At 38.0% G+C, this 21,919-nt stretch carries 22 protein-coding genes; 12 read left to right on the top strand and 10 right to left on the bottom strand.

Features of this window, described 5'->3' with window-relative positions; translation table 11 throughout:
* Positions 1-101 precede the first annotated feature (101 nt).
* Positions 102-2,438 (top strand): nitric oxide reductase activation protein NorD, encoded by a 2,337-nt coding sequence (locus RE474_RS13680; protein WP_309310922.1) that lies wholly within the window; start codon positions 102-104, stop codon positions 2,436-2,438.
* A gap of 17 nt (positions 2,439-2,455) precedes the next feature.
* On the opposite strand, the gene RE474_RS13675 is transcribed toward RE474_RS13680, so the two are convergent.
* Positions 2,456-3,913, bottom strand: coding sequence for an MFS transporter (locus RE474_RS13675; protein WP_309310921.1), 1,458 nt, complete (start codon positions 3,911-3,913; stop codon positions 2,456-2,458).
* A 173-nt stretch (positions 3,914-4,086) separates the two neighbouring features.
* On the opposite strand from RE474_RS13675, the gene RE474_RS13670 reads away from it, so the two are divergent.
* Positions 4,087-4,512, top strand: a complete 426-nt coding sequence (locus RE474_RS13670) for an FKBP-type peptidyl-prolyl cis-trans isomerase (protein WP_309310920.1) — start codon at positions 4,087-4,089, stop codon at positions 4,510-4,512.
* Between the two features lie 480 nt (positions 4,513-4,992).
* Here RE474_RS13670 and RE474_RS13665 read toward each other — a convergent pair whose 3' ends face one another.
* Positions 4,993-5,772, bottom strand: coding sequence for a CPBP family glutamic-type intramembrane protease (locus tag RE474_RS13665; RefSeq protein WP_309310919.1), 780 nt, complete (start codon positions 5,770-5,772; stop codon positions 4,993-4,995).
* A 28-nt stretch (positions 5,773-5,800) separates the two neighbouring features.
* A complete protein-coding gene (locus RE474_RS13660) occupies positions 5,801-7,240 on the bottom strand; it encodes a ribulose-bisphosphate carboxylase (protein WP_309310918.1) in 1,440 nt (479 codons plus the stop codon).
* A gap of 150 nt (positions 7,241-7,390) precedes the next feature.
* On the opposite strand from RE474_RS13660, the gene RE474_RS13655 reads away from it, so the two are divergent.
* The 4 genes from RE474_RS13655 to RE474_RS13640 all read left to right on the top strand — a co-directional run bounded on the left by RE474_RS13655 (position 7,391) and on the right by RE474_RS13640 (position 10,668).
* Positions 7,391-8,128, top strand: coding sequence for an SIMPL domain-containing protein (locus tag RE474_RS13655; RefSeq protein WP_309310917.1), 738 nt, complete (start codon positions 7,391-7,393; stop codon positions 8,126-8,128).
* Positions 8,129-8,348: 220 nt separating this feature from the next.
* Positions 8,349-8,822 carry a hypothetical protein gene (locus RE474_RS13650; RefSeq protein WP_309310916.1) on the top strand — a complete coding sequence of 158 codons (474 nt, stop codon included), beginning with the start codon at positions 8,349-8,351 and terminating at the stop codon, positions 8,820-8,822.
* Positions 8,782-9,090: a hypothetical protein gene (locus RE474_RS13645; protein WP_309310915.1), complete on the top strand. Its 309-nt coding sequence runs from the start codon at positions 8,782-8,784 to the stop codon at positions 9,088-9,090. The genes RE474_RS13650 and RE474_RS13645 overlap by 41 nt, the downstream gene beginning before the upstream one ends.
* Positions 9,091-9,492: 402 nt before the next feature.
* The gene (locus RE474_RS13640) at positions 9,493-10,668 is read left to right on the top strand and encodes a type III PLP-dependent enzyme (RefSeq protein ID WP_309310914.1); all 1,176 of its coding nucleotides are present in this window, start codon (positions 9,493-9,495) and stop codon (positions 10,666-10,668) included.
* Between the two features lie 50 nt (positions 10,669-10,718).
* Here the strand turns inward: RE474_RS13640 and RE474_RS13635 are convergent, their stop codons facing one another.
* The 3 genes from RE474_RS13635 to RE474_RS13625 form a co-directional block, all read right to left on the bottom strand.
* A complete protein-coding gene (locus RE474_RS13635) occupies positions 10,719-12,095 on the bottom strand; it encodes a transglutaminase-like domain-containing protein (protein WP_309310913.1) in 1,377 nt (458 codons plus the stop codon).
* A gap of 193 nt (positions 12,096-12,288) precedes the next feature.
* The gene (locus RE474_RS13630; protein WP_309310912.1) at positions 12,289-13,074 is read right to left on the bottom strand and encodes an HD domain-containing protein; all 786 of its coding nucleotides are present in this window, start codon (positions 13,072-13,074) and stop codon (positions 12,289-12,291) included.
* Positions 13,075-13,129: 55 nt separating this feature from the next.
* A complete protein-coding gene (locus RE474_RS13625; RefSeq protein WP_309310911.1) occupies positions 13,130-13,609 on the bottom strand; it encodes an META domain-containing protein in 480 nt (159 codons plus the stop codon).
* A gap of 84 nt (positions 13,610-13,693) precedes the next feature.
* Between RE474_RS13625 and RE474_RS13620 the strand changes: the two genes are divergently transcribed.
* Positions 13,694-14,170: a metal-binding protein gene (locus RE474_RS13620; protein WP_309310910.1), complete on the top strand. Its 477-nt coding sequence runs from the start codon at positions 13,694-13,696 to the stop codon at positions 14,168-14,170.
* Between the two features lie 2 nt (positions 14,171-14,172).
* On the opposite strand, the gene RE474_RS13845 is transcribed toward RE474_RS13620, so the two are convergent.
* From RE474_RS13845 to RE474_RS13610, 3 genes are all read right to left on the bottom strand, one after another.
* On the bottom strand, positions 14,173-14,292 hold the full coding sequence (locus RE474_RS13845) for a CDGSH iron-sulfur domain-containing protein (RefSeq protein WP_369076080.1): 120 nt from the start codon (positions 14,290-14,292) through the stop codon (positions 14,173-14,175).
* A 60-nt stretch (positions 14,293-14,352) separates the two neighbouring features.
* Positions 14,353-14,886: a PGF-CTERM sorting domain-containing protein gene (locus RE474_RS13615; protein WP_309310909.1), complete on the bottom strand. Its 534-nt coding sequence runs from the start codon at positions 14,884-14,886 to the stop codon at positions 14,353-14,355.
* A 114-nt stretch (positions 14,887-15,000) separates the two neighbouring features.
* Entirely contained in the window at positions 15,001-16,698 is a 1,698-nt protein-coding gene (locus RE474_RS13610) for an ATP-binding protein (RefSeq protein ID WP_309310908.1), read from the bottom strand.
* Positions 16,699-16,960: 262 nt separating this feature from the next.
* On the opposite strand from RE474_RS13610, the gene RE474_RS13605 reads away from it, so the two are divergent.
* Positions 16,961-17,479 (top strand): pentapeptide repeat-containing protein, encoded by a 519-nt coding sequence (locus RE474_RS13605; protein WP_309310907.1) that lies wholly within the window; start codon positions 16,961-16,963, stop codon positions 17,477-17,479.
* 84 nt (positions 17,480-17,563) lie between these two features.
* Here RE474_RS13605 and RE474_RS13600 read toward each other — a convergent pair whose 3' ends face one another.
* Complete coding sequence (locus tag RE474_RS13600) at positions 17,564-18,223, bottom strand: YggS family pyridoxal phosphate-dependent enzyme (RefSeq protein ID WP_309310906.1); 660 nt, start codon at positions 18,221-18,223, stop codon at positions 17,564-17,566.
* A gap of 535 nt (positions 18,224-18,758) precedes the next feature.
* On the opposite strand from RE474_RS13600, the gene RE474_RS13595 reads away from it, so the two are divergent.
* The 4 genes from RE474_RS13595 to RE474_RS13580 are packed head-to-tail and all read left to right on the top strand — an operon-like array spanning position 18,759 to position 21,913.
* On the top strand, positions 18,759-19,076 hold the full coding sequence (locus RE474_RS13595; protein WP_309310905.1) for a hypothetical protein: 318 nt from the start codon (positions 18,759-18,761) through the stop codon (positions 19,074-19,076).
* Between the two features lie 32 nt (positions 19,077-19,108).
* Complete coding sequence (locus tag RE474_RS13590; protein WP_309310904.1) at positions 19,109-19,705, top strand: Pvc16 family protein; 597 nt, start codon at positions 19,109-19,111, stop codon at positions 19,703-19,705.
* A gap of 4 nt (positions 19,706-19,709) precedes the next feature.
* Positions 19,710-20,324, top strand: coding sequence for a peptidase associated/transthyretin-like domain-containing protein (locus RE474_RS13585; protein WP_309310903.1), 615 nt, complete (start codon positions 19,710-19,712; stop codon positions 20,322-20,324).
* A 47-nt stretch (positions 20,325-20,371) separates the two neighbouring features.
* Entirely contained in the window at positions 20,372-21,913 is a 1,542-nt protein-coding gene (locus tag RE474_RS13580; protein ID WP_309310902.1) for a phage tail sheath family protein, read from the top strand.
* Positions 21,914-21,919: the final 6 nt, after the last annotated feature.

Below are 21,919 nucleotides of genomic sequence, written 5' to 3'. Positions count from 1 at the left end.
ATTTTCACCATGACCAGCTGCATAGTTGATATAAAGAATTAGGAACAATTTGAATACTAGCAATGACATCACAGCTGAGAATCCGCAAGTGAGGATATATTTTGTCAAACAAAAACACTGAGCATGAAGCTATTACTAAAAAAGAACTGCTCCAGCTAATAGAATCCAGATTCCCTGGAAGAAATTACCATGGTAATTTGCTAAGTGTTTTAAAAATGGGCAGTTTCCCTCATCATGCTGAATTTCTCAGAACTGCCCGGCTTTTGCTCGATAAGGACTGGATGATGGCAGGACTTTTCTTTGAAAACATTCCCGTAGCAGCAGAGAACACCAATTTGGAAGGCATCAGAAAATGGGCGGGAACCGGCTTAAAGATATTTGATCTGGATAATGATCTTGCAATTGATTATTTTTCCTTCTCGGCTCCTCTTTTAAAGGATCTGAATGCCAGTGAACTGGAAGAGTGGGCTTTAAAAGGTATTACTGTTTTTGAAGAGAATCCATCACAAGGACGACCTTATTTTTCCCTGAAATCCGAAAAATCAAAGGAATTTGCTGAAAATTTAAAAGGTTCTGTAGCACTCAGTGAGATCATCAACGTGCTCAGATACTATGCTCTTGGATTGTCAGGAGTTAACTTCAATATAATGTCCCTCAGAACGCTGGAACCAAAAGATGACCTGAATTCTATAAATCCTGTGATCGCAGGCAATACAATTTATCTTGCACCCAGGATCAGGAAATATGGTGATTTTGAGGATAACTACAAGGTCTACAAACTGAGCATCATGCATGAAGTTGGCCATATACGTTTCAGTTCCAATGAGCTGGATCATGATGGTGCAGCGGAATTAATGGCAGATATCAGAAAAAGATACTCTACCATGAAAAAGAGGCTCCCTATTCCGGGAATGCAGGCAAACGGCATCATTGGAATTGCTGATGTCATAGCCCTGTTCCCAAACCAGGCACTGGCAGGAACAATACTTGGCATTCTGGAGGATGCAAGGATAGAATACAGGATAATGGAACGCTACAGGGGAGTAAAGACAGATCTTGAAAGAATAAGAAATCAGATGCTTCTGGCAAGACCTCTACCCTCCGATAACATCCAGGAGTTCATGGAATCACTTCTGAGGATATCTATCGGTGAGCATGTTTATGATTTAAACAAAGTAACAAAGACCCTTCTGGATCAGATAGAACCAATGCTGAAGGAAAGTATTTTCAGGAAAGATTCATCTGTACTTGATTCCCTTAAAACCACCTTCAGGATATATAAATTACTTGATGAATATGAAGGTCCGTTAAGCCAGAAAGAGTATGAGGTACTGAAAAACCTTGATTACCGTGCTGTGAGCATTGGAGCCTATAACAATAAAGATTCACTTTCAACTAATTCACATGAGAATATTATCAGGCAATTCATTCCTGAAAGCAAAGTTGAGCTTACAGAAGAAAATGAGCCATCACAGGAAGAAAGAATTAAACGCCGTCCTACTTATGCTGAAAAAAAGAACTGGAACATACTTGGCAGTTATATCTATGATGAGTGGGATGCTGTCATCAGTGACTATAAAGCAGACTGGTGTATAATAAACGAAGTTGAGCCTTTTGGCATGTCAAGCGACTATTATCATGAGGCATCAGAACAATACAGGAACGAGATAGCTCTTATCAAGCAGATATTCAACAGAATGAAGCCTGAAACGTTCCGTAGGATGAAAGAGCAGGCAGATGGCACAGAGATTGATATTGATGCCTTCATCGATTCCCTTATCCAGAAAAGATGCGGCGTAAATCCTGATGACAGGCTCTATATTAGATGGGACAAGCATGAAAGGGATGTTGCAACTCTTTTCCTTGTAGATGTCAGTTATTCGACTCACAAAATGCTAAATTATGAGGAAAAAAGCATACTGGATGTTGAAAAAGATTCTCTTATCATAATGACCCAGGCTCTTGAAAGCATTGGTGATAACTATGCTATTTACGCTTTTTCCGGGAAGGACAGGGATGATGTTGAATACTTTGTCATAAAAGATTTCGATGAAGAATTATCAGATACCGTTGCACGCAGGATAAGCCTGCTGGAACCGGTATCCAATACAAGACTCGGACCTGCAATCCGACATTCCATAAGGAAACTGGAAAAAGTAGACGCGAAAACAAAGATAATAATACTATTATCTGATGGTGAACCCTTTGACATTTCCCATGGAGAAACTGCATACAAAGAAACGATTGCTGAGGAAGACACCAGAATTGCAATTCAGGAATGCAAGACAAAAGGAATTGACTTTTTCTGTATAACAGTTGATCCTGACCCCGGCAAGTATCTTGAAAATATTTTTTCCGATTCAGAGTACACTATAATAGATGATGCAAGTTCGCTTCCCGAGACTCTTCCGGTCTTGTATAAAAGGATAACAACCTGATCAGCAGTAAAAAGAGTTCAATGGTTATTTGCAGAACTCTTTCCTCTTGCAAGAGATGCAAATATTCCTATTATACAGAAGATCGTGAACAGGATGAATGCATAATGCATGCTGGCAACGAACTGAGGATAATACTCAGAAGTAATTACCACAGGGCCGATTACAACGGAGAATAACATCATGGCAATACCCATTGAGAGCATCTGCCCAAGCAGTCTCATGGTACCGTTCATTCCGGATGCAACACCATAGAACCTTTTGTCCACCGAACTCATGATAACATTAGTATTTGGTGATGAGAACAAACCGAATCCGACACCAAGCAGCACAAGTGTTCCGATGACATACCATAGAGGCGTTATTTCCGTAACAAAAGTCAACAAGAACAGTCCGATTGCTGTAAGTCCCATTCCGGTTGATGCAATCAAGCGGGGTTCAATACGGTCAGAAAGTCTTCCGGCAACAGGTGATATTATTGCCTGGATAACAGGCTGTGCGATAAGGATCATACCTGCATGCTCCGGAGTGAATCCTTTAGTGTACTGCAGGTCAAGACTCAGGAGAAATGTAACTGCATAGGTTGCACTGTAATTGATAAGTGCAGACATGTTGGATAGTGCAAAGACACGGTTTCTTGTGAGAAGCCTGATATCAAGTACGGGTGTGGGTATACGCATTTCATAAAGAGCAAAGAGGCCGACACCCAGAAGTCCTAAAGCTATAAGGGCTGCACCCTTGATCTCAGGAAGGGTTGAGAAACCGTGCATCACTGCAATAACAGCAGAACCATAGATCAACGAGCCTGCAAGGTCGAATTTCTCTCCACGGCACTCGGCCCATTCACCTTTGAGTTTCCAGAGTACAAGCAAAACTGCAATAGCACCTATTGGGACATTGACAAGGAAAATGCTTCTCCAGCCAAGGTGCTGAGTCATTATTCCTCCAAGGAACGGACCCATGGAAAGTCCTACGTAGACTGCAGTGATATATATGCCAAGAGCTCCACCCCTTTCTCCGGGGGGAAATACAGATGTGATAATTGCAGCTCCTGTACCAAAGATCATGGCACTTCCCAGACCCTGAATAACACGGATACCGATGAGCATCCCTTCTGTAGGAACCATGGTCAACGTCAGAGACGCCAGACTGAAGATGATTATTCCATAAAGAAAGACCTTTTTTCTTCCGTATATATCAGCGAGTTTTCCGAAAGGCACAAGGAACACTGCCGAAGAAAGAAGATAAGCTGTAGCTACCCAGGAAAGTGAGATAGCATTCATATTGAACTCTGCCCCCATGGTAGGTAAAGCTATATTCACTGCCGAACCGTCAAAGGGAGTGATAAAACCTGCCAGTATGGCTATGAGCAGAACTATCTGTTTCTGTGTTTTATCAGCTAAAGGTGATTTTTGAGATATCTGATAATTCTCCGCATCTTTTGATGACAGAGTAATGCCATTGGTTGTTGCTACCATGTTTGGGTCCATGAGTTTTATTGAGAATTAGAGGATTCCTGTTATAAATAGCATACAGTTATTGCAATATTTTGTTCAGTTTTAATATGTGTTTATCACCAAAACACCTAAGTATTGTTGTCGCCTCCGATGCACTAAAGTTTACAGAATTGAGTTTAACTGAGTTGATAATTATGGCAATTAAAGATGGAGATACAGTAAAGATAGAATATGTTGGATTACTTGATGATGGTTCAGTTTTTGATGCATCTGAAACACATGGTCAGCCACTGGAGTTCACAGTTGGTGCTGGTAATGTGATTAAAGGCTTTGATGAAGCGGTTAAAGGCCTTGAAGTTGGAGATGAGAAAGAGTTCAGGATCGAAGCTAAAGATGCTTATGGGGAATACAATGCAGCACTCAAGGATACAGTGTCAAGGGATCTTGTAAGGTCTGACATGGAAATGGAAGTAGGTAAGACATTCTGGGTTCAGTCTCCTCATGGACAGACAATCCCAGCAAAGATCGTTGATCTTACAGAAGATGAAGTTACTTTTGATCTTAACCATCCGCTTGCAGGCAAGGCTCTGACATTCAAGATCATAGTGGTTGAAGTATAATTATATCATTTTATATTATAACTGTCTAAATCAAACATATAATGATGATGATACTCATTATACATTAAAGTAAACATATATTTATATAGTAGAAAAATATATTAGGAATTGCAGTCACAAGCTGAATATGCGAAAGATTGCATGACCATATACGGTGGTACGATATGGCCTTTGATTGAAAGAAACTAAAGCGAAACGTACAAAAGCACATGAACGATAACAAACCTGCCACATTACTCCCACAACCACACACATTAGGTTTGTTACGTTCAGGCTTTAGTAATCTTTAGTTATTCAGATTCATGGAGTATGAGCAAAGGGGATTCAGGTCTTTAAGACCGGGGTTATTGTCATTAAGAATTCCCACTAGCCTTCTCTTTATTTTTGTTTGTTTTTTCTTATCTTTAGTTTAATTTTATTTTTCGACTTGTAAAATGAGAGTTCATAGGTAGAATGATTGGTAAAATGTGTTTTGTCTGTCTAATGAACCAGTGACCCGAATACCACAAAAAGCATCATAGTAGCAGTGAGATTAGCTATGATAGAATATTCCAGTCCTTTTTTCCAGTAAATCCATCCAAAGGCAGTGCCTGCAATCCAATTAGAAACAGCAATAGACATAGCAATCGCAGGGTCTATGTTTTCTCTGGAAAAAAACAGGTAAATAATACTATAAATTGAGCTTACAATTATAATCGATAGCCAGGCACCAGCATCAGTAGCTTTTCCTTCTGAGTTCTTCTTAATTTTCCAGGTGATCCATACCAGAAATGTCATTAGAAAGAGCCTTAATACGACTTCTTCAGTGACTCCTACATAAAATGAATACATAAATCGCTGCCAAAGTGGAGGTGTTGCCAGATAAACCAACAATGGTTCTGAATCTCTTGCAAATACGAATATGTCCAAAATCAGAATTAGCAGAGATATAATTACACCAAATATAACAGATAACTTAAAAGCTGGTTTGAAATTGGAAGGTAACTGCCTGTCTTCAAAAAAAGAACTAAGAACAGGTGTTTTCAGACCGACCTTTTTTCCAAGGTATAAACCTGTGAAAATACCGATCAGAAGGATCACTGTTGACCTGGCAAACTGTGCAGCCAGAATGGTAGGAATTGCCATGGCCATATCATACAGTGCATCACCTGACATTGTAATTGCATAAGGTAGTGCTGCAAGCAATGAAAACTCAGCCAGCATGAACAGCAGCCAGTAGACATTCCAGTCTACAATGTCTCTTATATCCCTGAATTTCATTCCTGCCAGCCTTAAATTATATTAATAATCACATTGCATCCTTTGATGCTTTAGTGAAGTATTCAATTGCCTGTGCCAGTTCCTTATGGCTCTTTGCATATTCTTCAATATCGATCTTCTGTAGATATGCATCACATGCCTGTACAAGGGCTTTAGCTCCGTCCTGTGTACTTCCCGGGTGAGCATGTACCCCGGATCCCATTGTGGTTATGAAATCAACATTTCCCATGACATCAATAAAAGGCTTAAGTCTTACAGGATTAAGTCCACCTGAGACGATTGGACAGCATTTTTTCATACCTCTCCAGCTATCATCTTCAAGCACTACATGGTGTGCCATATCTATATTTACAATATTAATAGCATCTTTATCGGTATCAGGTATCTTGGACCAGCTCTGTTTGAAGAAGTGTCCTTCAGCACTCATGTATTGTATCCCATGTGCTGCAACCACATCCTCTTCAGGTGTACCCTGCATTTTTCCAACACCTGCAGTTCCTGTGTGGATTCCTGAAGCACCGGCAAGCCTTGCGAATTTGGACAGGACAAGTACTGAGAAGCCCAGTGGATTTTCAGGTCTTGTGAATGCTCCATGTGCTGCCCTGTGGAAGTGAATGAAAACGCCCGGGTATCTTCTTCTGAGTGTCTGAACAGCCATCCAGCCTGCTGTAATTCCATCAATGAGGAATGCATAGCTTCCAGGCTCAAAACCTGCATTGACTATCATTTCACACCTTTCGATCATGGTGTCAAAATCAGCAGCTGATACGTTAAATGAATGTACCTTTTTGTGTCCTGTTTCACGAACAGCTTTATCCATTGCTTCCTTCACATGTTTTACCATCTTGTCATATGGACAGAAATCCTGATTGGCCTGTGGTTCATCGTTCTTGACAAAATCACCGCCACCAACCCAGAAATCATAACAGACTTCTGCATACTCAGCAGATGTAAGTCCCATTTTTGGCTTGACTATAGTTCCGAGAATTGGCCTGTCATAGACATCAAGGTACTTCCTCATGTCATCGACCGTATAGCTTGGACCGTCATACTGTTCAAGCATAGATGGAGGGAACCATACATCCAGGAGTTTCAGGGCTGCTACTTCCTTCATTCCGAGGATATTACCTACAATATAGGTGAGAATGTTCTGTACATTTCCTCCCCTGTCAAAAAGTCTCCAGGGATATGCGATCCATATGAGTTCACGTTCCAGATCAAGCTGGTAAACCAGGGCATTCATAACTCTGGAAAATGAAGTCTCTGTATTTACCTTAAAATTAGTACCTGTTGATGATTCAGCTGCAACTTCAGCAGCTGCCTGCAGAATATTGAATTTTCCACCGGGTCTCAGATGGAAAACACCAAGGAGATATTCACCGTTTGTCGGATCAGGCAATTCCAGATTAACATATGCTTCCTGTTTGGAGTTGAGCGATTTGACCAGATCTTCGTGAATTGAACTCATATAATGAAAAGAGCATGCAATGTATTTTAGTTTTTGGCAGGTAACAACACCAGAATACCTGATAATGTTATTCTAAAGAAAAACGAATGGGACAAGGTTATATTAGGATTAATAAAGAATAATAAAGTGAAATTAAAGGGAGTGTGTAATTTGTCACAGGAAAACAATAAACAATTTTATTTAATTCTGGTTCTTGCAATAGCTCTGGCACTGATGGCAGCAGCATTATACGCAGAATCACAGAGAACAGCACAACAAAATACAGAGAATACAATTTTTATGAGTGGATATGCGGAGCAGAAAGTCGTGCCTGATACTGCATCAATTAGTATTGGGGTTGTGACCCAGGCCAAAACGGCAAACGGATCAAGCAACGAAAATGCTGCAATAATGAATGCGGTAGTTAATGAATTAAAGGCTATAGGCTTAGAAGATAAGGAAATGCAAACTTCTTATGTTTCAGTATCACCGATATATAATTACACTGGCGGAAGAACCATAACCGGCTATTCAGCTTATAATAGTGTGGAAATAACCACTCAAAAACTGGACATGATCAACGAGATCATTGACAGGTCTGCTGCAGCCGGAGCTAATCAGATCGGCAGTCTGTCATTCTCCGTATCAGGTGCAATGCAGAAACAACTTCGTGATGAGCTTATTTCAGAAGCTGTAAACGATTCACGCTCAAAAGCAGATACGCTTGCAAGTACTCTGAATGTAAAGATCACAGGCGTGAAAACTTCATCTGTAAATGATAATAGTGGTGTCTCAGCAATTTATAGCATAGCACAAGAAATGCCGGTAGCTGAGGGAACTTCAACACCAATCAGTCCGGGTGAATCAACTGTTTCAATGACTGTACAGGTCACTTATATCATTAAGTAACAGGGAGTTCTTGGGAAAATCCAGGAACAATAAGAAGAAGAACAATTTCAAAAGAATGAATTGAGGCGATGAAGCTTTGATCGTTTCTTCTTCTTCTGTTTTTATATTTCACTTCTATTTATTTCAATTATATGTATACTTATTTACATAACATTTAATAGAATATAAGTTATTTATTAATCATTCATATTTTTTGAAAGAATAGAAGAAAAGTGATCAGATGGAATATGGTAATCTCTTAGGTAATTCATTTAAAGCAGTTTTGAATAATTTTGTCGCCTATGCAATCGCAACAGTAATTATGAGTTTTGGGTCCATACTTTTTGTCACAGCTCCCCCACTGCTCTATGGGTTTGTTATGATGATTGCAAAAGGTGCAAGAAATGAAATGGTTAACGGAATGGATGTTCTGGATGGATTTAGAGACGGAAATTTTGTTCGTAGCTGGAAATACATGCTTTTTGTGATGATAATCGCTGTTTTGCTCTCAATTGTGGCAATGATATTGTTATTTTTTGTCGGAATACTTTCATTTGGCATTATATTTACTCTAGGTTCTTCCAGTTCCTCTATACCTGAATCAGTAACTCTGGCAATAGCAGGCATTCTTTATCTTGCAGTTTTTTTGTATAATTCTGATTCCTGTGTTTTTCATGTTCTATATGCTTCCTCTTTATGTTATCAAAGGATATGATGTGACAGATGCTTTGTCTGAAAGCGCAGGAATTGTAAAGGGAAATATCATAACAAGTGTGATAATAAGTCTGATAGTAGGTTTTGTGGCTCTGGTAGGTGTGCTTCCATATTATGCAGGTTTATTTTTGGGATGGCCCATTGCTTTCAATTTATTGATCTATATAATAGGCGTTTTAATAACAATGCCATTAAGCCAGCAGATTCTTGTAAATACAACCTTTGAATTGGCTTCATTTCCTTACAGTGAAGAGAATGCCAGCGATTAATTGATTTTAAATAGATTTTTTGGCCCATTTTACCAGATAGATGTTCTTCAACACGCAAGTACAAGGGTAACATCGGGCCAAAAGCATAATAAGAGTAATTAGTAAGTTTTTTCCACCATCCTTTTAAATAAGGTATGAATTTCAATTTTCATTGAAATAATCAGTATAATTCTCATATTGTATGGGTATCAACTGTTGTTTTTCTTAAATACTGAACCAACCTGGTATATATCTATTTTTTCAGAATACATTTCATTTAAAACAATGAAGAATCAGTTTTAAATACTTAAAATGATAATAGGGGAGATTTATCAAGTATTTATTTGAAATATTAATTTAAAACTGTTTGTTAGTCTTAATATTCATAAATAATGCTTATTTAGAAACCTAAAAGGAGTAGATATGAGAAAAGTGCAATATGACTTTCCTCTGAGTGATTTCACATCAGAGGCTGACTTTAAGAAGATTAAAGAGTTTTCTAAAGATAAAGAGACTCCGTTTCTTATAGTAGACCTGTCCAAAGTGGAGAAAATGTATGATAAACTTGTCAAAAATATGCCTTATGTAAAAATATACTATGCAGTAAAGGCAAATCCCCTTGATGAAGTCATTTCCTCCCTTCGAGATAAAGGGTCCAATTTCGATGCAGCAACTGTATATGAGATTGACCAGCTTCTGAGACTTGGTGTCCAGCCAGAGAGGATCAGCTATGGTAACACCATTAAGAAGGAAAAAGATATTGCATATGCATATCAAAAAGGCGTCAGGATGTTTGCAACAGATTCAGAGAGTGACCTGCATAAGATCGCAAGAAATGCTCCTGGATCACGCGTCTTCTTCCGTCTGCTCACTGAAAGTGATGGTGCAGACTGGCCGTTATCAAGAAAATTCGGAGCCCACCCTGATGTTATTTATGAATTGATAATTGAAGCACATAATATGGGACTTGAACCATATGGTCTTTCTTTCCATGTCGGTTCGCAGCAGCGTGATATAGGACAATGGGATAATGCCCTTTCAAAATGCAAATACCTCTTTGAGGCAGTAGCCCTCGAGGGTATTAAGCTTAAAATGATAAATCTTGGTGGAGGGTTCCCTGCTAAATATATGTCACCTGCTAATGAACTCGAAACATATGCACACGAGATTCTTCGTTTCATACAGGAAGACTTTGGTGAGGACCATCCGGAGATTATAATAGAGCCTGGCAGGTCATTGGTTGCTGATGCAGGTGTCATTGTGACAGAGGTCATAATGATATCGAAGAAAGCAAAGCTGAACCAGTATCACTGGGTATATCTTGATATAGGAAAGTTCGGTGGACTCATTGAAACACTTGACGAATGCATTAAGTATCCTATCTATTCAGAAAGTGAAGGATACGAAGAAGAAGTGATTCTTGCAGGCCCCACATGTGATAGCATGGATATTCTTTACGAAGATCACAAATATGTGTTCCCTGAAAGCCTGCATGAAAATGAAAGACTTTACATATTCACTACCGGAGCTTATACACAGAGTTACAGTTCCATTGCTTTTAACGGCTTACCGCCTTTGAAAGCATATATTATGAGATAAAAGAAGGAAAAATCCTTCTTTACTTTACTTTTCGTTTTTAACCTACAATTTCAGGCTGTTGCCCAATCACTATAAACGTATTCGGTCTCAGAGTTTGAGCTCCAAGCCCTTATTCCCACACGATAGACTTCTCCATAAGGAACCTTTAGATTGGATATTGTGTAGGTCACGGTTTCATCAACATCCAAATTCTCATGAGTATCAGTTCTGAGATTATCCCATACCATATTTGGGGTTGTGCTTTCAAGGGCTGAATAAATAACTAGATCTTCAGCAACATCTGAACCTACATTAGTCACTTCGACCTCAAGGTCTGCATAGGTTACATAATTATTTCCTCGTGCACTGCCACTGAATCCTATCTGGAGTTGTGGATATGAGCTTAGAACAGGTTGAACTGAAGCTTCAAGACTGGCATATTCATCAGGTATCACACCTACTTCCCATCCAGAATTCGTTGTTTCAAGATAATAGTAGCGGATTCCTGAATAATCAAAATAGCTGCCTTCCAGGCCATCTGCACCTTTAACACCTACACCCATATGTCCTGGGAACTCAACCAGTGCCACACCATATCCCATATCATAAAGCAGAGCTGCAAGTAAAATGGATGAGTCCTCACAGTCCCCTCCTCCATGATAAAGGGTTTCAAAGGGAAAACGTGGATATTCATCGTAACCTGCAGAAGCACTGTCACTTACATAGGGAAGTGACTGCACAAAAGCCATTACAATATAAGGAACCTCATCCCTGTTATAACCATTAGACTCTGCAAGCTCAGCCATCTGTTCTGTTATCATGGATATAAGTTCGTCATCATAAGGGTCATTTACAAAATGACTGAAATCTCGGTTTCGACTCCTTTGTGAATATGCGTCATATGCATCCGTATCATATTCATATTCAACTGAAAAATCCGTATTATCGTATTCCCAGCGATACGACCTTATTATGGTGTTGCTGTTAATTTTCACATCTGTGTGTGTAATTTCACCTTCATATATTTCGGTTTCAAGGAATATTGCAGGATTGATAGTATAGCTCAGTTCAACAGAGAAACTGTTGTCAGATATCCTGACTATCTGGATGTTGTATATGGTATTTTCCCCATTTGTGTCTTTTATACTGTATGTTTTATTCTCAGACAATGTACCAGTAGTATATTCATTCCCATCTTTTCTGAAAGAGATGCGAACATCTCTGCTTTGCTTGCTTATCTCCAGAACTTTCAGAGAGTATCCATTATCTATTTCCAACACTGCTGCTTTTTTGAGTGTCAGGGTGAAACTAACCGGTTCAGAATCAATGGTCTGGTTCATACTGGCATTTTGCTCCATATCTTTATCTTCAGATACTTCCTGTGTTTGTGTATCAGTACAGCCAGAAGAAGTTACAACTAGAAGAGTGATAATTAGAAATACTGCCAAAAACCTGATGTCCCTCTGGATAAAAATCACCTGCTGTTATTGCTGAAGATATTTGAGTTTTCTATGGAATGCCAGAGACTTGAATATTGCAAATAGTATTTGAAATTAAATCGGATGATATCTTTCATGTTTTATTAAATAAAAGCTTTCCTGAACAATAAAAAATAAAATTCAGGTTCAGCAGTTAGATAATTCAATTTCTCAGAACCTGAACTATGTATTCATTCAGATGAGTTTGAAGAGACCTGATCTCTTCATTATCTGGTAGTGTTGCTATCAGTTTATCAATAAATCCACGTTCTTTAACAAGACGAAACGTTTCCCTGAAGTTCAGATCAAAAAGCCATGCCAGTCGGGTGAGGTTCATATCATTGCAGGTTTTTACAAGGTCAACACTTGCTATTTTGTTCTCCATGATTTCCTTCACGATTATCGGAGAGTACTCGGTTTTATCAGGCAATCCCAATTCCAGAGCAGGATTGGGGATTTCATCTTTTTGATAATGGTGTTCAAGCAGCACATTATAGATGTCGAGTTTGTCTGCATCTCTTATGAGTTTTGCATGAAAAAGAGTTCTTTCATCCAGATTGCCTTTTATTTGAAACCTATTATGATTAACAATGGCAAGCAGGATTAAACGCTGTTCGTCTATTGGGAGCTTTGAAAGTACATTCCCGGCTTTCATGACCTTTACACCCAAAACTGCATGGTTCTCGGATTCACTGTCTTTAAAAGTCCTGTATTTGCTTATCTGCTTAAAGCGTCCCACGTCATGGAGAAGTGCAATTGTCTTTGCAAGAAAATAATTGTCATTATCAAGTTTTTCAGAAATAGCTATCAGGGATGCATTTTCACAAACCCTGATACTATGTTCTTCTTTTAGTTTTACATTCTGCTGAATGAAACAATCGTCCGTGTAAAATGAGCTGACATAGTCATAGAACCATGTTTTCAGTTCATTGAATTTCTCTTCATCCATTTGATACTAGAATGGTAATTAACAGCATTATATTTTATGCATTAATTTCAGATTTTCAATACTGCAGTGAAAAGAGCATTCTGTCATCACTGTCTTTCAGGTATAGTTTTAATTGCTCTCCCTCAAGTACCACAGAATCCACATTTCCAAGATATGCAAGATACTTGTTGGTAACAGAACCTTCCCCACATGCCATAAGTGTCATTGGTCCGGGATTTAACGTCATATTGCCGTTATCAAGTACATAGGTTCCACTTCCAGTATTGCAGTCCGCAACAATGTAATATGTGCCATCTTCCATGAATTTGATAGTGTACTTCTTTGAATCAGGAACAACTAACGGTGTTTTTGCATCTACTTCAATTGTACCGGTCCACTCCCACGTTACATTAGAAATGTTTCCTGTATTAGTTACCAACTTATCTGCATCATTTTCCCTGCTCAGATCTTTTTCCATACAGGCAGAAACTAAAATTGCCATTGTGATCATGGCCAGAATCAGTAATGTTTTTGTCACTTTGTCTGTCAGCCTCAACTTTTAACCTCCTGAATTTCACCATAAATGGAAGAAGATTATATATTATCCGGTTAATATCTTTTATGAGCACTAACTCAGGGGATGAAACGTATTCCAGACGGAAAAACACACGATGCTATAAATGCAGCAGTGCTGACAGTAGTACTGGCTGGTTTTTACTATGCGTTCAGGGAAGGAATTGGTCCTGTCATTACTTATCTGGATGGTTATACAATAGTAGCCTTTTCAGTAGCCTATATATTTGCCACATTCTTCCTTAGTCCTGATCTTGACATAAACAGTAAACCCTACAAAAGATGGGGATTTCTCAGGATAATCTGGTGGCCCTACAAAGAATTATTCAAACACCGAGGCCTGTCGCATCATCCTGTTATCGGGCCTTTGTCCATTGTATCAAACCTGCTGGTGATAGTTGCTGCAGTTTTTCTCATAATGGGAATCAATTATGAGGTAATACCTTCTAATCTGATGATATCAACTATTGCAGGAATGGTACTTTCAATAGAGGTGCACATTATTTCTGATAATGTGGTCTCAAAATTCAAGGGTGCTTTCTGATTTCAAAGGAAATTTCCAGACAAAAAGCAGGATTCAGTTGATCCTGTCTTTAAACTCTGTTCAATATTTGTCCCGTCGCAAAAAGGTTTATTTTTAGATTTACCACATCTGCAAAGTGCCATGCAATGACTGGGACCGTCCTTTGATACATTTATACCGTTTTTCTCTCTACACTCATGTTTTTACCTTTTTGCATAGAAAGCTGTTATTATTCCAAAAACCGCAAGCATTGCTCCAAAGCCCGGAGATTGCACTTCTGTTGCTGTTGTTTTTATATTTGATTCGCTGCCAACTTCTGTTGAAATTCCACTATTAACAATTGTGTCTGTTTTATTTGTAATATTAACAGATGCGTTGTCAGGATTGATAGTTCCTGTTTCATAAAGTTCTGCTATTACTGGATAGTCGTCTGAATCGCCTGGAAATGTCAGTGCACTTATTTCTTCAATATTTGTGAACCCATCCCCATCTGAATCAAGCTCTTCTATTGCACTAAAGTTTTTTCCGTTTCCAGCATAAGCCAGGCCATAGCTATCCCGGGGACCTCCGCCATTAGGATTTATATGACACATGTCACATGTTGCAAGTCTTGTGCCAGTTACATCATATTGCTTCATGAATGCCGCCATGTAATCAGGTCTTGCAGTAACAGTTATCACAGAAAAAACCAGTAGGCTTGTTAGTAAAACTAATCCCAGAATGAATTTGTATTTCATACATAAACTCCACTATTGTCTTTATTTTAGTATTTCAGTTACTCATTTTATAATTTTCTGAGATGCAGCACTTTGAAAGTTGGTTTTCTACAGAGCATTATTTCCATAATAAACTTAAATGGAATCTATAGGCATGGTAAAAGTGAAGGTACTTCCCTTCCCAACTTCACTTTCAACCTGCATTTCTCCGGAATGCATCCCTACATAATGTTTAACGATCGCAAGTCCCAATCCAGTGCCTTCATAAGAACGATTATAAAATGAATCTACTTGCTTAAAAGGCTTAAATATGAGTTCTTGTTCCTTTGGAGAAATACCAATGCCAGTATCAGATATGGATACTGAGATATTGTTATTCACAATTTTTGTAGTGACCCATACTTTTCCATTATTGGGTGTGAATTTAACTGCGTTACTGAGAAGATTGAATATAATTTGTTTAAATTTTGTCTTGTCAGCATATACTTCAAGATTTTCCGATTCCATATCGAATTTAAAATCAATAAATTTCGATTTTATCATAGGCTCCATTGTCAAGACAACTTCATTAATCACTTGTTGTAGGTTTATATATTCAGGTTCATAGTTCATGTTACCTGATTCAATTTTAGAAATGTCGAGTATATCATTGATTACTTCCAGCAGATGGGTTCCACTCTTTAGAATGTGATCAACATATTTCATCTGTTTATCATTCAAGTCACCAAAAGTCTTATCCATCAAAATATGAGAAAACCCAAGGACTGAATTAAGCGGTGTGCGTAACTCATGGCTCATATTTGCTAAAAATTCCGATTTAGTACGGTTTGATTCTTCAGCAAGGATTTTGGCTTTAACCAGAGCTATTTCAGTCTCCTTGTGTTCAGTGATATCAACAGCGAAACCATCGATTGTGAATTTGTCTCCTTTTATATCACCGCTAGTTCTCGCATGAATTAACAACCATATATGCTTGCCATCTGCACGTAAAAGCTCACATTCAAAATTATTAACATACCCCTGTTTTTTAAGGATGGTTATTAGTTCTTTACGACGATTGGGACTAATATATCGTTCATCCATATTCCTGAAGTAATTAATTGCTTCCTTTGGGCTATTCATACCTAAAATATGAGCCATTTCAGGATTTGTCTGAAGCATTTTTCCTTCATAATTTGTGCGGTAAATTCCCACCGGGACATTATCTATGAAGTTTTGAAGCTGTGCCTCATTCTCTTTAAGAGCATCTTGAATTCTTTTACGGGATATTTGGTTTTTTAGAAGGTTTCCAAGTAACACGGTTCCAATAGGATAAATCAACATTACTGGAAAACTGATACGACTTAGAACTTCGAAGGCGAAGGGCCAAGGCAGCAGAAGCATACACATAAGCATGACAATATGAACCAGTATTCCCAAAACGTATAGATCAAACATACCGAAGAGATTTTGGAGCCTTTCATGGTATTTTCTCCACAGCAGACCCAATATAACAGAACTTACCGTTGTAGCAACACCAGCAACCATTCCAACACCACCTACATAAAGGCGGTAAGAAATGATGATGAGTGCTCCAACGACTGCAGGAATAAATCCAAAGAAGAGGGCGACTGTGCTTAAAAGAATAGTACGGGTATCGAAGAATATTCCTGGTGAAAGTTCCCATGGATTCAACATCAAGGCAATGCCTATTAGACCAATGATAATCCCTACAGTTACACTTTTCGAGCATGCTTTCATAGTTATATTGTAGAAAAAAACTTCGTATAGGACACCTATAGCAAGAAGCAAAGCTGCATTATTTATGAGGGATATTATCAATTCAGTATTCATACACCACCTTTTTCTCAAAAAAGACCTATGCATTCAAATGATTTTATAGTACATTGGTATTACAGATATTAATAGGTGTTCAAAAAAATTAGGAGGACTGTATATTATTGTTTAATATGTAAAACCTGACTCCCATGAATTGAACTGTATTTCTTATTGGATTAGCAATAACTGTTGCTATCTGGTTTTAATTAATACTTTGATTTCTTTCTAATTGTCATTTAGAAAATTCTTTATAACTTATTATCTCCTCTAATGATCCATGGAATACAATAATGAAGAATTTGAAGAACAAACTTTCAAAGATATTGATCTTGCAGATGAATCATTCAAGAACACTAGATTTATTGATTGCGTTTTTGATAACTGTAAATTATCAAATGTTGATTTGAATAATAGCAGATTACAGGATGTGAAATTTACTAACTGTAAAATTGTAGGTCTGGATTTTTCAAAATGCAATGGCTTCATATTCAGCATCGGTTTTGATAATTGTTACCTTTCCTATTGCATCTTTTCAGACATGGACCTTGAAAATACAGACTTTACAAACTGTCAGGTCTTTGATTGTGATTTTGTAAATACGAGTCTTAAAAATACAAATTTTGAAGGTTCTGATCTTACAAATAGTCTTTTCAGGAATACGAATATGAGCCATACATCATTCAGGAATGCAAGAAATTATTCTATAGACCCTAACAACAATTTCCTCAAAAAAACAAAGTTCTCTGTTCCTGAGGTTATTTCTCTTCTAAACGTGTATGATATTGAGATAGAATAAGCGACATAACAAATGGGCGAAGAACCTTTGCGACTTTTACGAAAAGGATGATACACTGATAACTGAGATTTAAATCGGAATTATTCAATAATTCCGCTCACCAAAAATAGCTGAACCAATGCGAACCGTGGTAGCACCTTCTTCAATGGCAACCCTGTAATCACCAGACATTCCCATGGAAAGTTCTTTTAGATCAATATTGCTATATTTTCCATGTGTTTCTGCTTTTAATTCATCAAAAAGTGCCTTCATTTTCCTGAAATACGGACGTGCCTGCTCTGGAGAAACATAAGGTGGAATACACATCATTCCTGTAACCCTGACATTCTTGAATAATGCGATTTTATCAATTTCCTGCCTGATATCATCAAGGTCAAAACCAGACTTTTGTGGCTCACTGCCAATGTTAATCTGAAGATAGATTTCCTGGATCTTGTTGAAATCCTCTGCTCTATTATCTATTTCCTGAGCCACTTTCAGAGAATCTACTGACTGAATCACATCAAAATACTCAACAGCCTTTTTTACTTTATTAGACTGCAAATGTCCTATCATGTGTTTTTCACATGAAAGAAGTCTGTCAGCTTTTTCCTCGAACTCCTGAACCCTGTTCTCTCCGATTATAGTTGCACCTGCTTTAATTGCTTCATTTATTCTATCAGGGTCAACGGTTTTTGTAACACAGATGAGTTTTGTGTTTCCAAGCTCATTCAGGATCAAAGTTATGTTTTCAGTGACTGACATTTGATTTTTTCCAGATATTTGATTTGATAAGGCAGAATATAGTATAAGACAATCTTTAGTTATTATTGTATTGATAATTCTTCAGGAACCTTAATTTTTCAATGACTTCTTTATAAAGAAACACCTCATAATATACTATCTTCATCTAACATATCTTTAGCAAAATATATCTTTGGTACCATGATATTAATTTGGCAGTCATGAGGAACTTAAAATGAATAGTATTGTTTTTCTACTTTTCAGTTTAGCTAAATTTATCTTTTTATTCCAATCTAGAAAACTGGAACTTTAACTAAATCTATGATTTAATGTGAGTATAAATTTGGTGGTCTTTCTATTCCTTGTTGATAAATTAATAGACATTTGTGAATACTAACCATATTCAGTATTATGCATATTATTATATACTTTAACATCCAAATAAAATTGGACTTATAATATATATCCAGTATATTTTAATTTAAGGAGCGAGCAATGGGGCGATGACAACTCCTTTTGGTTAGCGGAGTCTTTATTTTATTATCAAGGTGATTAAATGATTTTATGTGAATGTGGAGAATTAGTAAAAAATTCAACATTTAAAGACTATGTACCTTCTTCACTAAGTCCTTCTACTAGAGCAATCGGCCACGAAAAATGTGGTATGATATTCAACTTTTTTGATGATAATATCGCTAAAAAATTTTCTTCAAAAAAAGAATTGAAAGTTCTGGCTGGACGCTTTGCAAAACAAAATAATATGACTCAGGAAATGACTGGAAGATTTTTGCTGGAAGTTGATAGGCTAAAGTCTTGTGGAAACATGCCTGATTATAAAGTTATTCTCACAGCATATGAAAACCTATCGAATTAAAATTAAAATTACACATTTAAGAGGATTAATTGATGGGCGATTATACATCAATAGCAGAAGTGGGAGAAACACTAATCGATCTTTTAAGAGACAATTTAGATTCACGTGTTCGTGACTCAATAGTTCTGATATCTCCTGGAGAGATCGAAACAGGTGACAACATACGATTATCTCTTTTCCTCTATCAGATTACTGAAAATACATATTTGAAAAATCAGGAGATGCAAGCAAATGATCCATTTGATCCCACTAGACTTAGGTTGCCACCCCTGAACCTTGATCTGTATTATGTGCTAACATCCTACCCGTCAAATACCATTCAGGACAAGACTGAAAGAGCAAAAGAAGAACACAGCTTGCTGGGCAGAGCCATACAAATCTTAAACGATAATTCCATCCTGAAAGGTTCGGCTTTGAGGGGAAGTCTGGCCGAATGTAATGAGGAGTTGCATTTAAATATAGCTCCTATTAGCCTGGATGATATTACCAGGATATGGAGCACGTTTCAGAATAAACCTTACAGGCCTTCAGTTTGTTATCTGGTGACTCCGGTGAAGGTAGAATCTACTCGGCAGAAAGAAGATAAACGGGTCACTGAAAGAAAACTGGAAAAATCTCTAATCAGGTAAAAAGATGAGCCAAATAATAGAATTATCTTCTGTAGGCTTTACTGAAAAATTTTCGCTGGTTGTTAATCTTATCGATGATTATACCACTGACAAAATTATCGGTAATGTGGAAGTGTCTTTAAAAGGCAAGAGAATTGAACCGGTTAGAAATCCCAGTGGGTATTACATATTCCTGGATATACCGAAAGGTAGCTATACAGTCCAGATACAAGGTGGAGAATACTATTTTGATGAAGAAGAGGATGTAAAACTGACAGATCAGGATAAAAATCCGATTATAAATATTATCCTCAAACCTGCTCCTTCTTATCCATTCTCAACGTCTGCCACTTTAATAAGAGGATGCCTGCAAAGTTCCAAAGGTATGGGAATATTTGAAGCATCGCTGAAGGTTAAAGAAAGGGACATAGAGACAAAAACAACGGAAAAAGGAGAATTTGTCATCTATTTCAAGAATTTGAAAAAAGATGATGTTACAACAATAGACGGTAAGAAGCTTGTGAAAATAAAAGAAAAAAATCCCGTCATTGAGATCCAGTTTCCAGATCACAAGAAAAAAACGAAATCTCTGGAAACAGAGGAAGGAAAAACCACATCATTCACACTCATTTATTCCTGAAATTTCAGGAATGATATTCATCATATAATCAAAGGAGGTTTTAGTGAATGCCGGAATATTTGGCACCAGGAGTATACATTGAAGAAATAGAGATAGGTGCAAAACCAATTGAAGGTGTAAGCACCAGTACAGCAGGATTCCTTGGAAAAACCGAAAGAGGACCAACAGGTCCAAGGCTTGTTACAAACTTCGATGATTTCAAGAACAAATATGGAGGATTCATCGAAAATTCGTATCTTGCCTATGGGGTTGACGGCTTTTTCAGAAACGGAGGACAGCGTTGTATTATAGGTCGTATAACAGGTACAGGTTCAGGTACAGCTAAAGCTACATTGACCAGTAGCGAAGGCGAAAAAGATGTAAGTGTAATAGAAGTAACTGCAGTTGGTCCTGGAGTATGGGGCGGAAATGTAGCAGTTATTGTAGAAAAAGCCACACTTCATCAGGATACAAATCCACTTTTTAAACTGACCGTAAAATACTGGAGAAATATGCTAGAGTCAGAAGGGAAGAATCCAGATGGCGCTGATAAGGTAAATGAACAAAAGAAAAAGAACAATGATCCTGAAATGGTTGAGATCTACGATAATCTCTCCCCTCAGGAAGCAAGCAGCGACTTCTACGAAAAGAAGATCAACGGCATATCAAATCTTATAAATGTTGAGAAAAAAGGAGAAGGAATACCTGATTCTGTAATAGATCTGCTTGTAGGGGGAAATGACAAAGCTCCCAAACTCTCAGACTATCAGGGTATTGCCACAACAGGACAAAGAACCGGTCTGGCTGCCTTTGAAGAGATAGATGAGATCAGTATCATCTGTGTTCCGGATGAGAATTCTGTTGGTATGACAGGCATTATAGTAGATCACTGCGAAAAGATGAAAGATAGATTTGCAGTATTGCAGGCAGATCAGAGTGCTGGCGATGTTTCTGCACTCAGACCTCCGCTGGATTCCAAGTATGCAGCATTTTACTATCCATGGATCAATGTAGTAAATCCCGTAACGAACAATAAAAAACTGGTTCCACCTGGTGGGCACATTGCCGGAATATACGCCCGAAGCGACGTTGAGAGAGGAGTACACAAAGCACCGGCAAATGAAGTTGTCCGGGGAGTTCAGGAAGTACAATTTGCTCTTACCAAAGGAGAGCAGGATATACTGAATCCCAGAGGAGTTAATTGCATTCGCGTATTCCCGGGAAGAGGTATCAGACTATGGGGTGCAAGGACAACATCCAGCGACCCAATGTGGAAATATGTCAATGTACGCCGCCTGTTCTTATACATTGAAGAATCCATTGAAGAGGGAACCCAGTGGGCTGTTTTTGAGCCTAATAACGAAAGGCTCTGGGCAAGGGTAAAACAAACGATCACCCAGTTTTTAACAACAGTATGGAGAGATGGTGCTCTCATGGGTACGACTCCGAATGAGGCGTTTTTTGTCAAGTGTGACAGAACTACCATGACCCAGGACGATATAGATAACGGAAGACTCATTGTCAAGATAGGTATTGCTCCGGTTAAACCGGCTGAATTTGTTATTTTCAGAATTGCACAATGGGCAGGCGGATCCTCAGCGACGGAGTAATTGGAA

This window comes from Methanolobus sediminis, assembly GCF_031312595.1.
Lineage (GTDB): Archaea > Halobacteriota > Methanosarcinia > Methanosarcinales > Methanosarcinaceae > Methanolobus > Methanolobus sediminis.
Note: the sequence above shows the minus strand (reverse complement) of the source record. Positions and strands in the feature narration are given on the sequence as shown.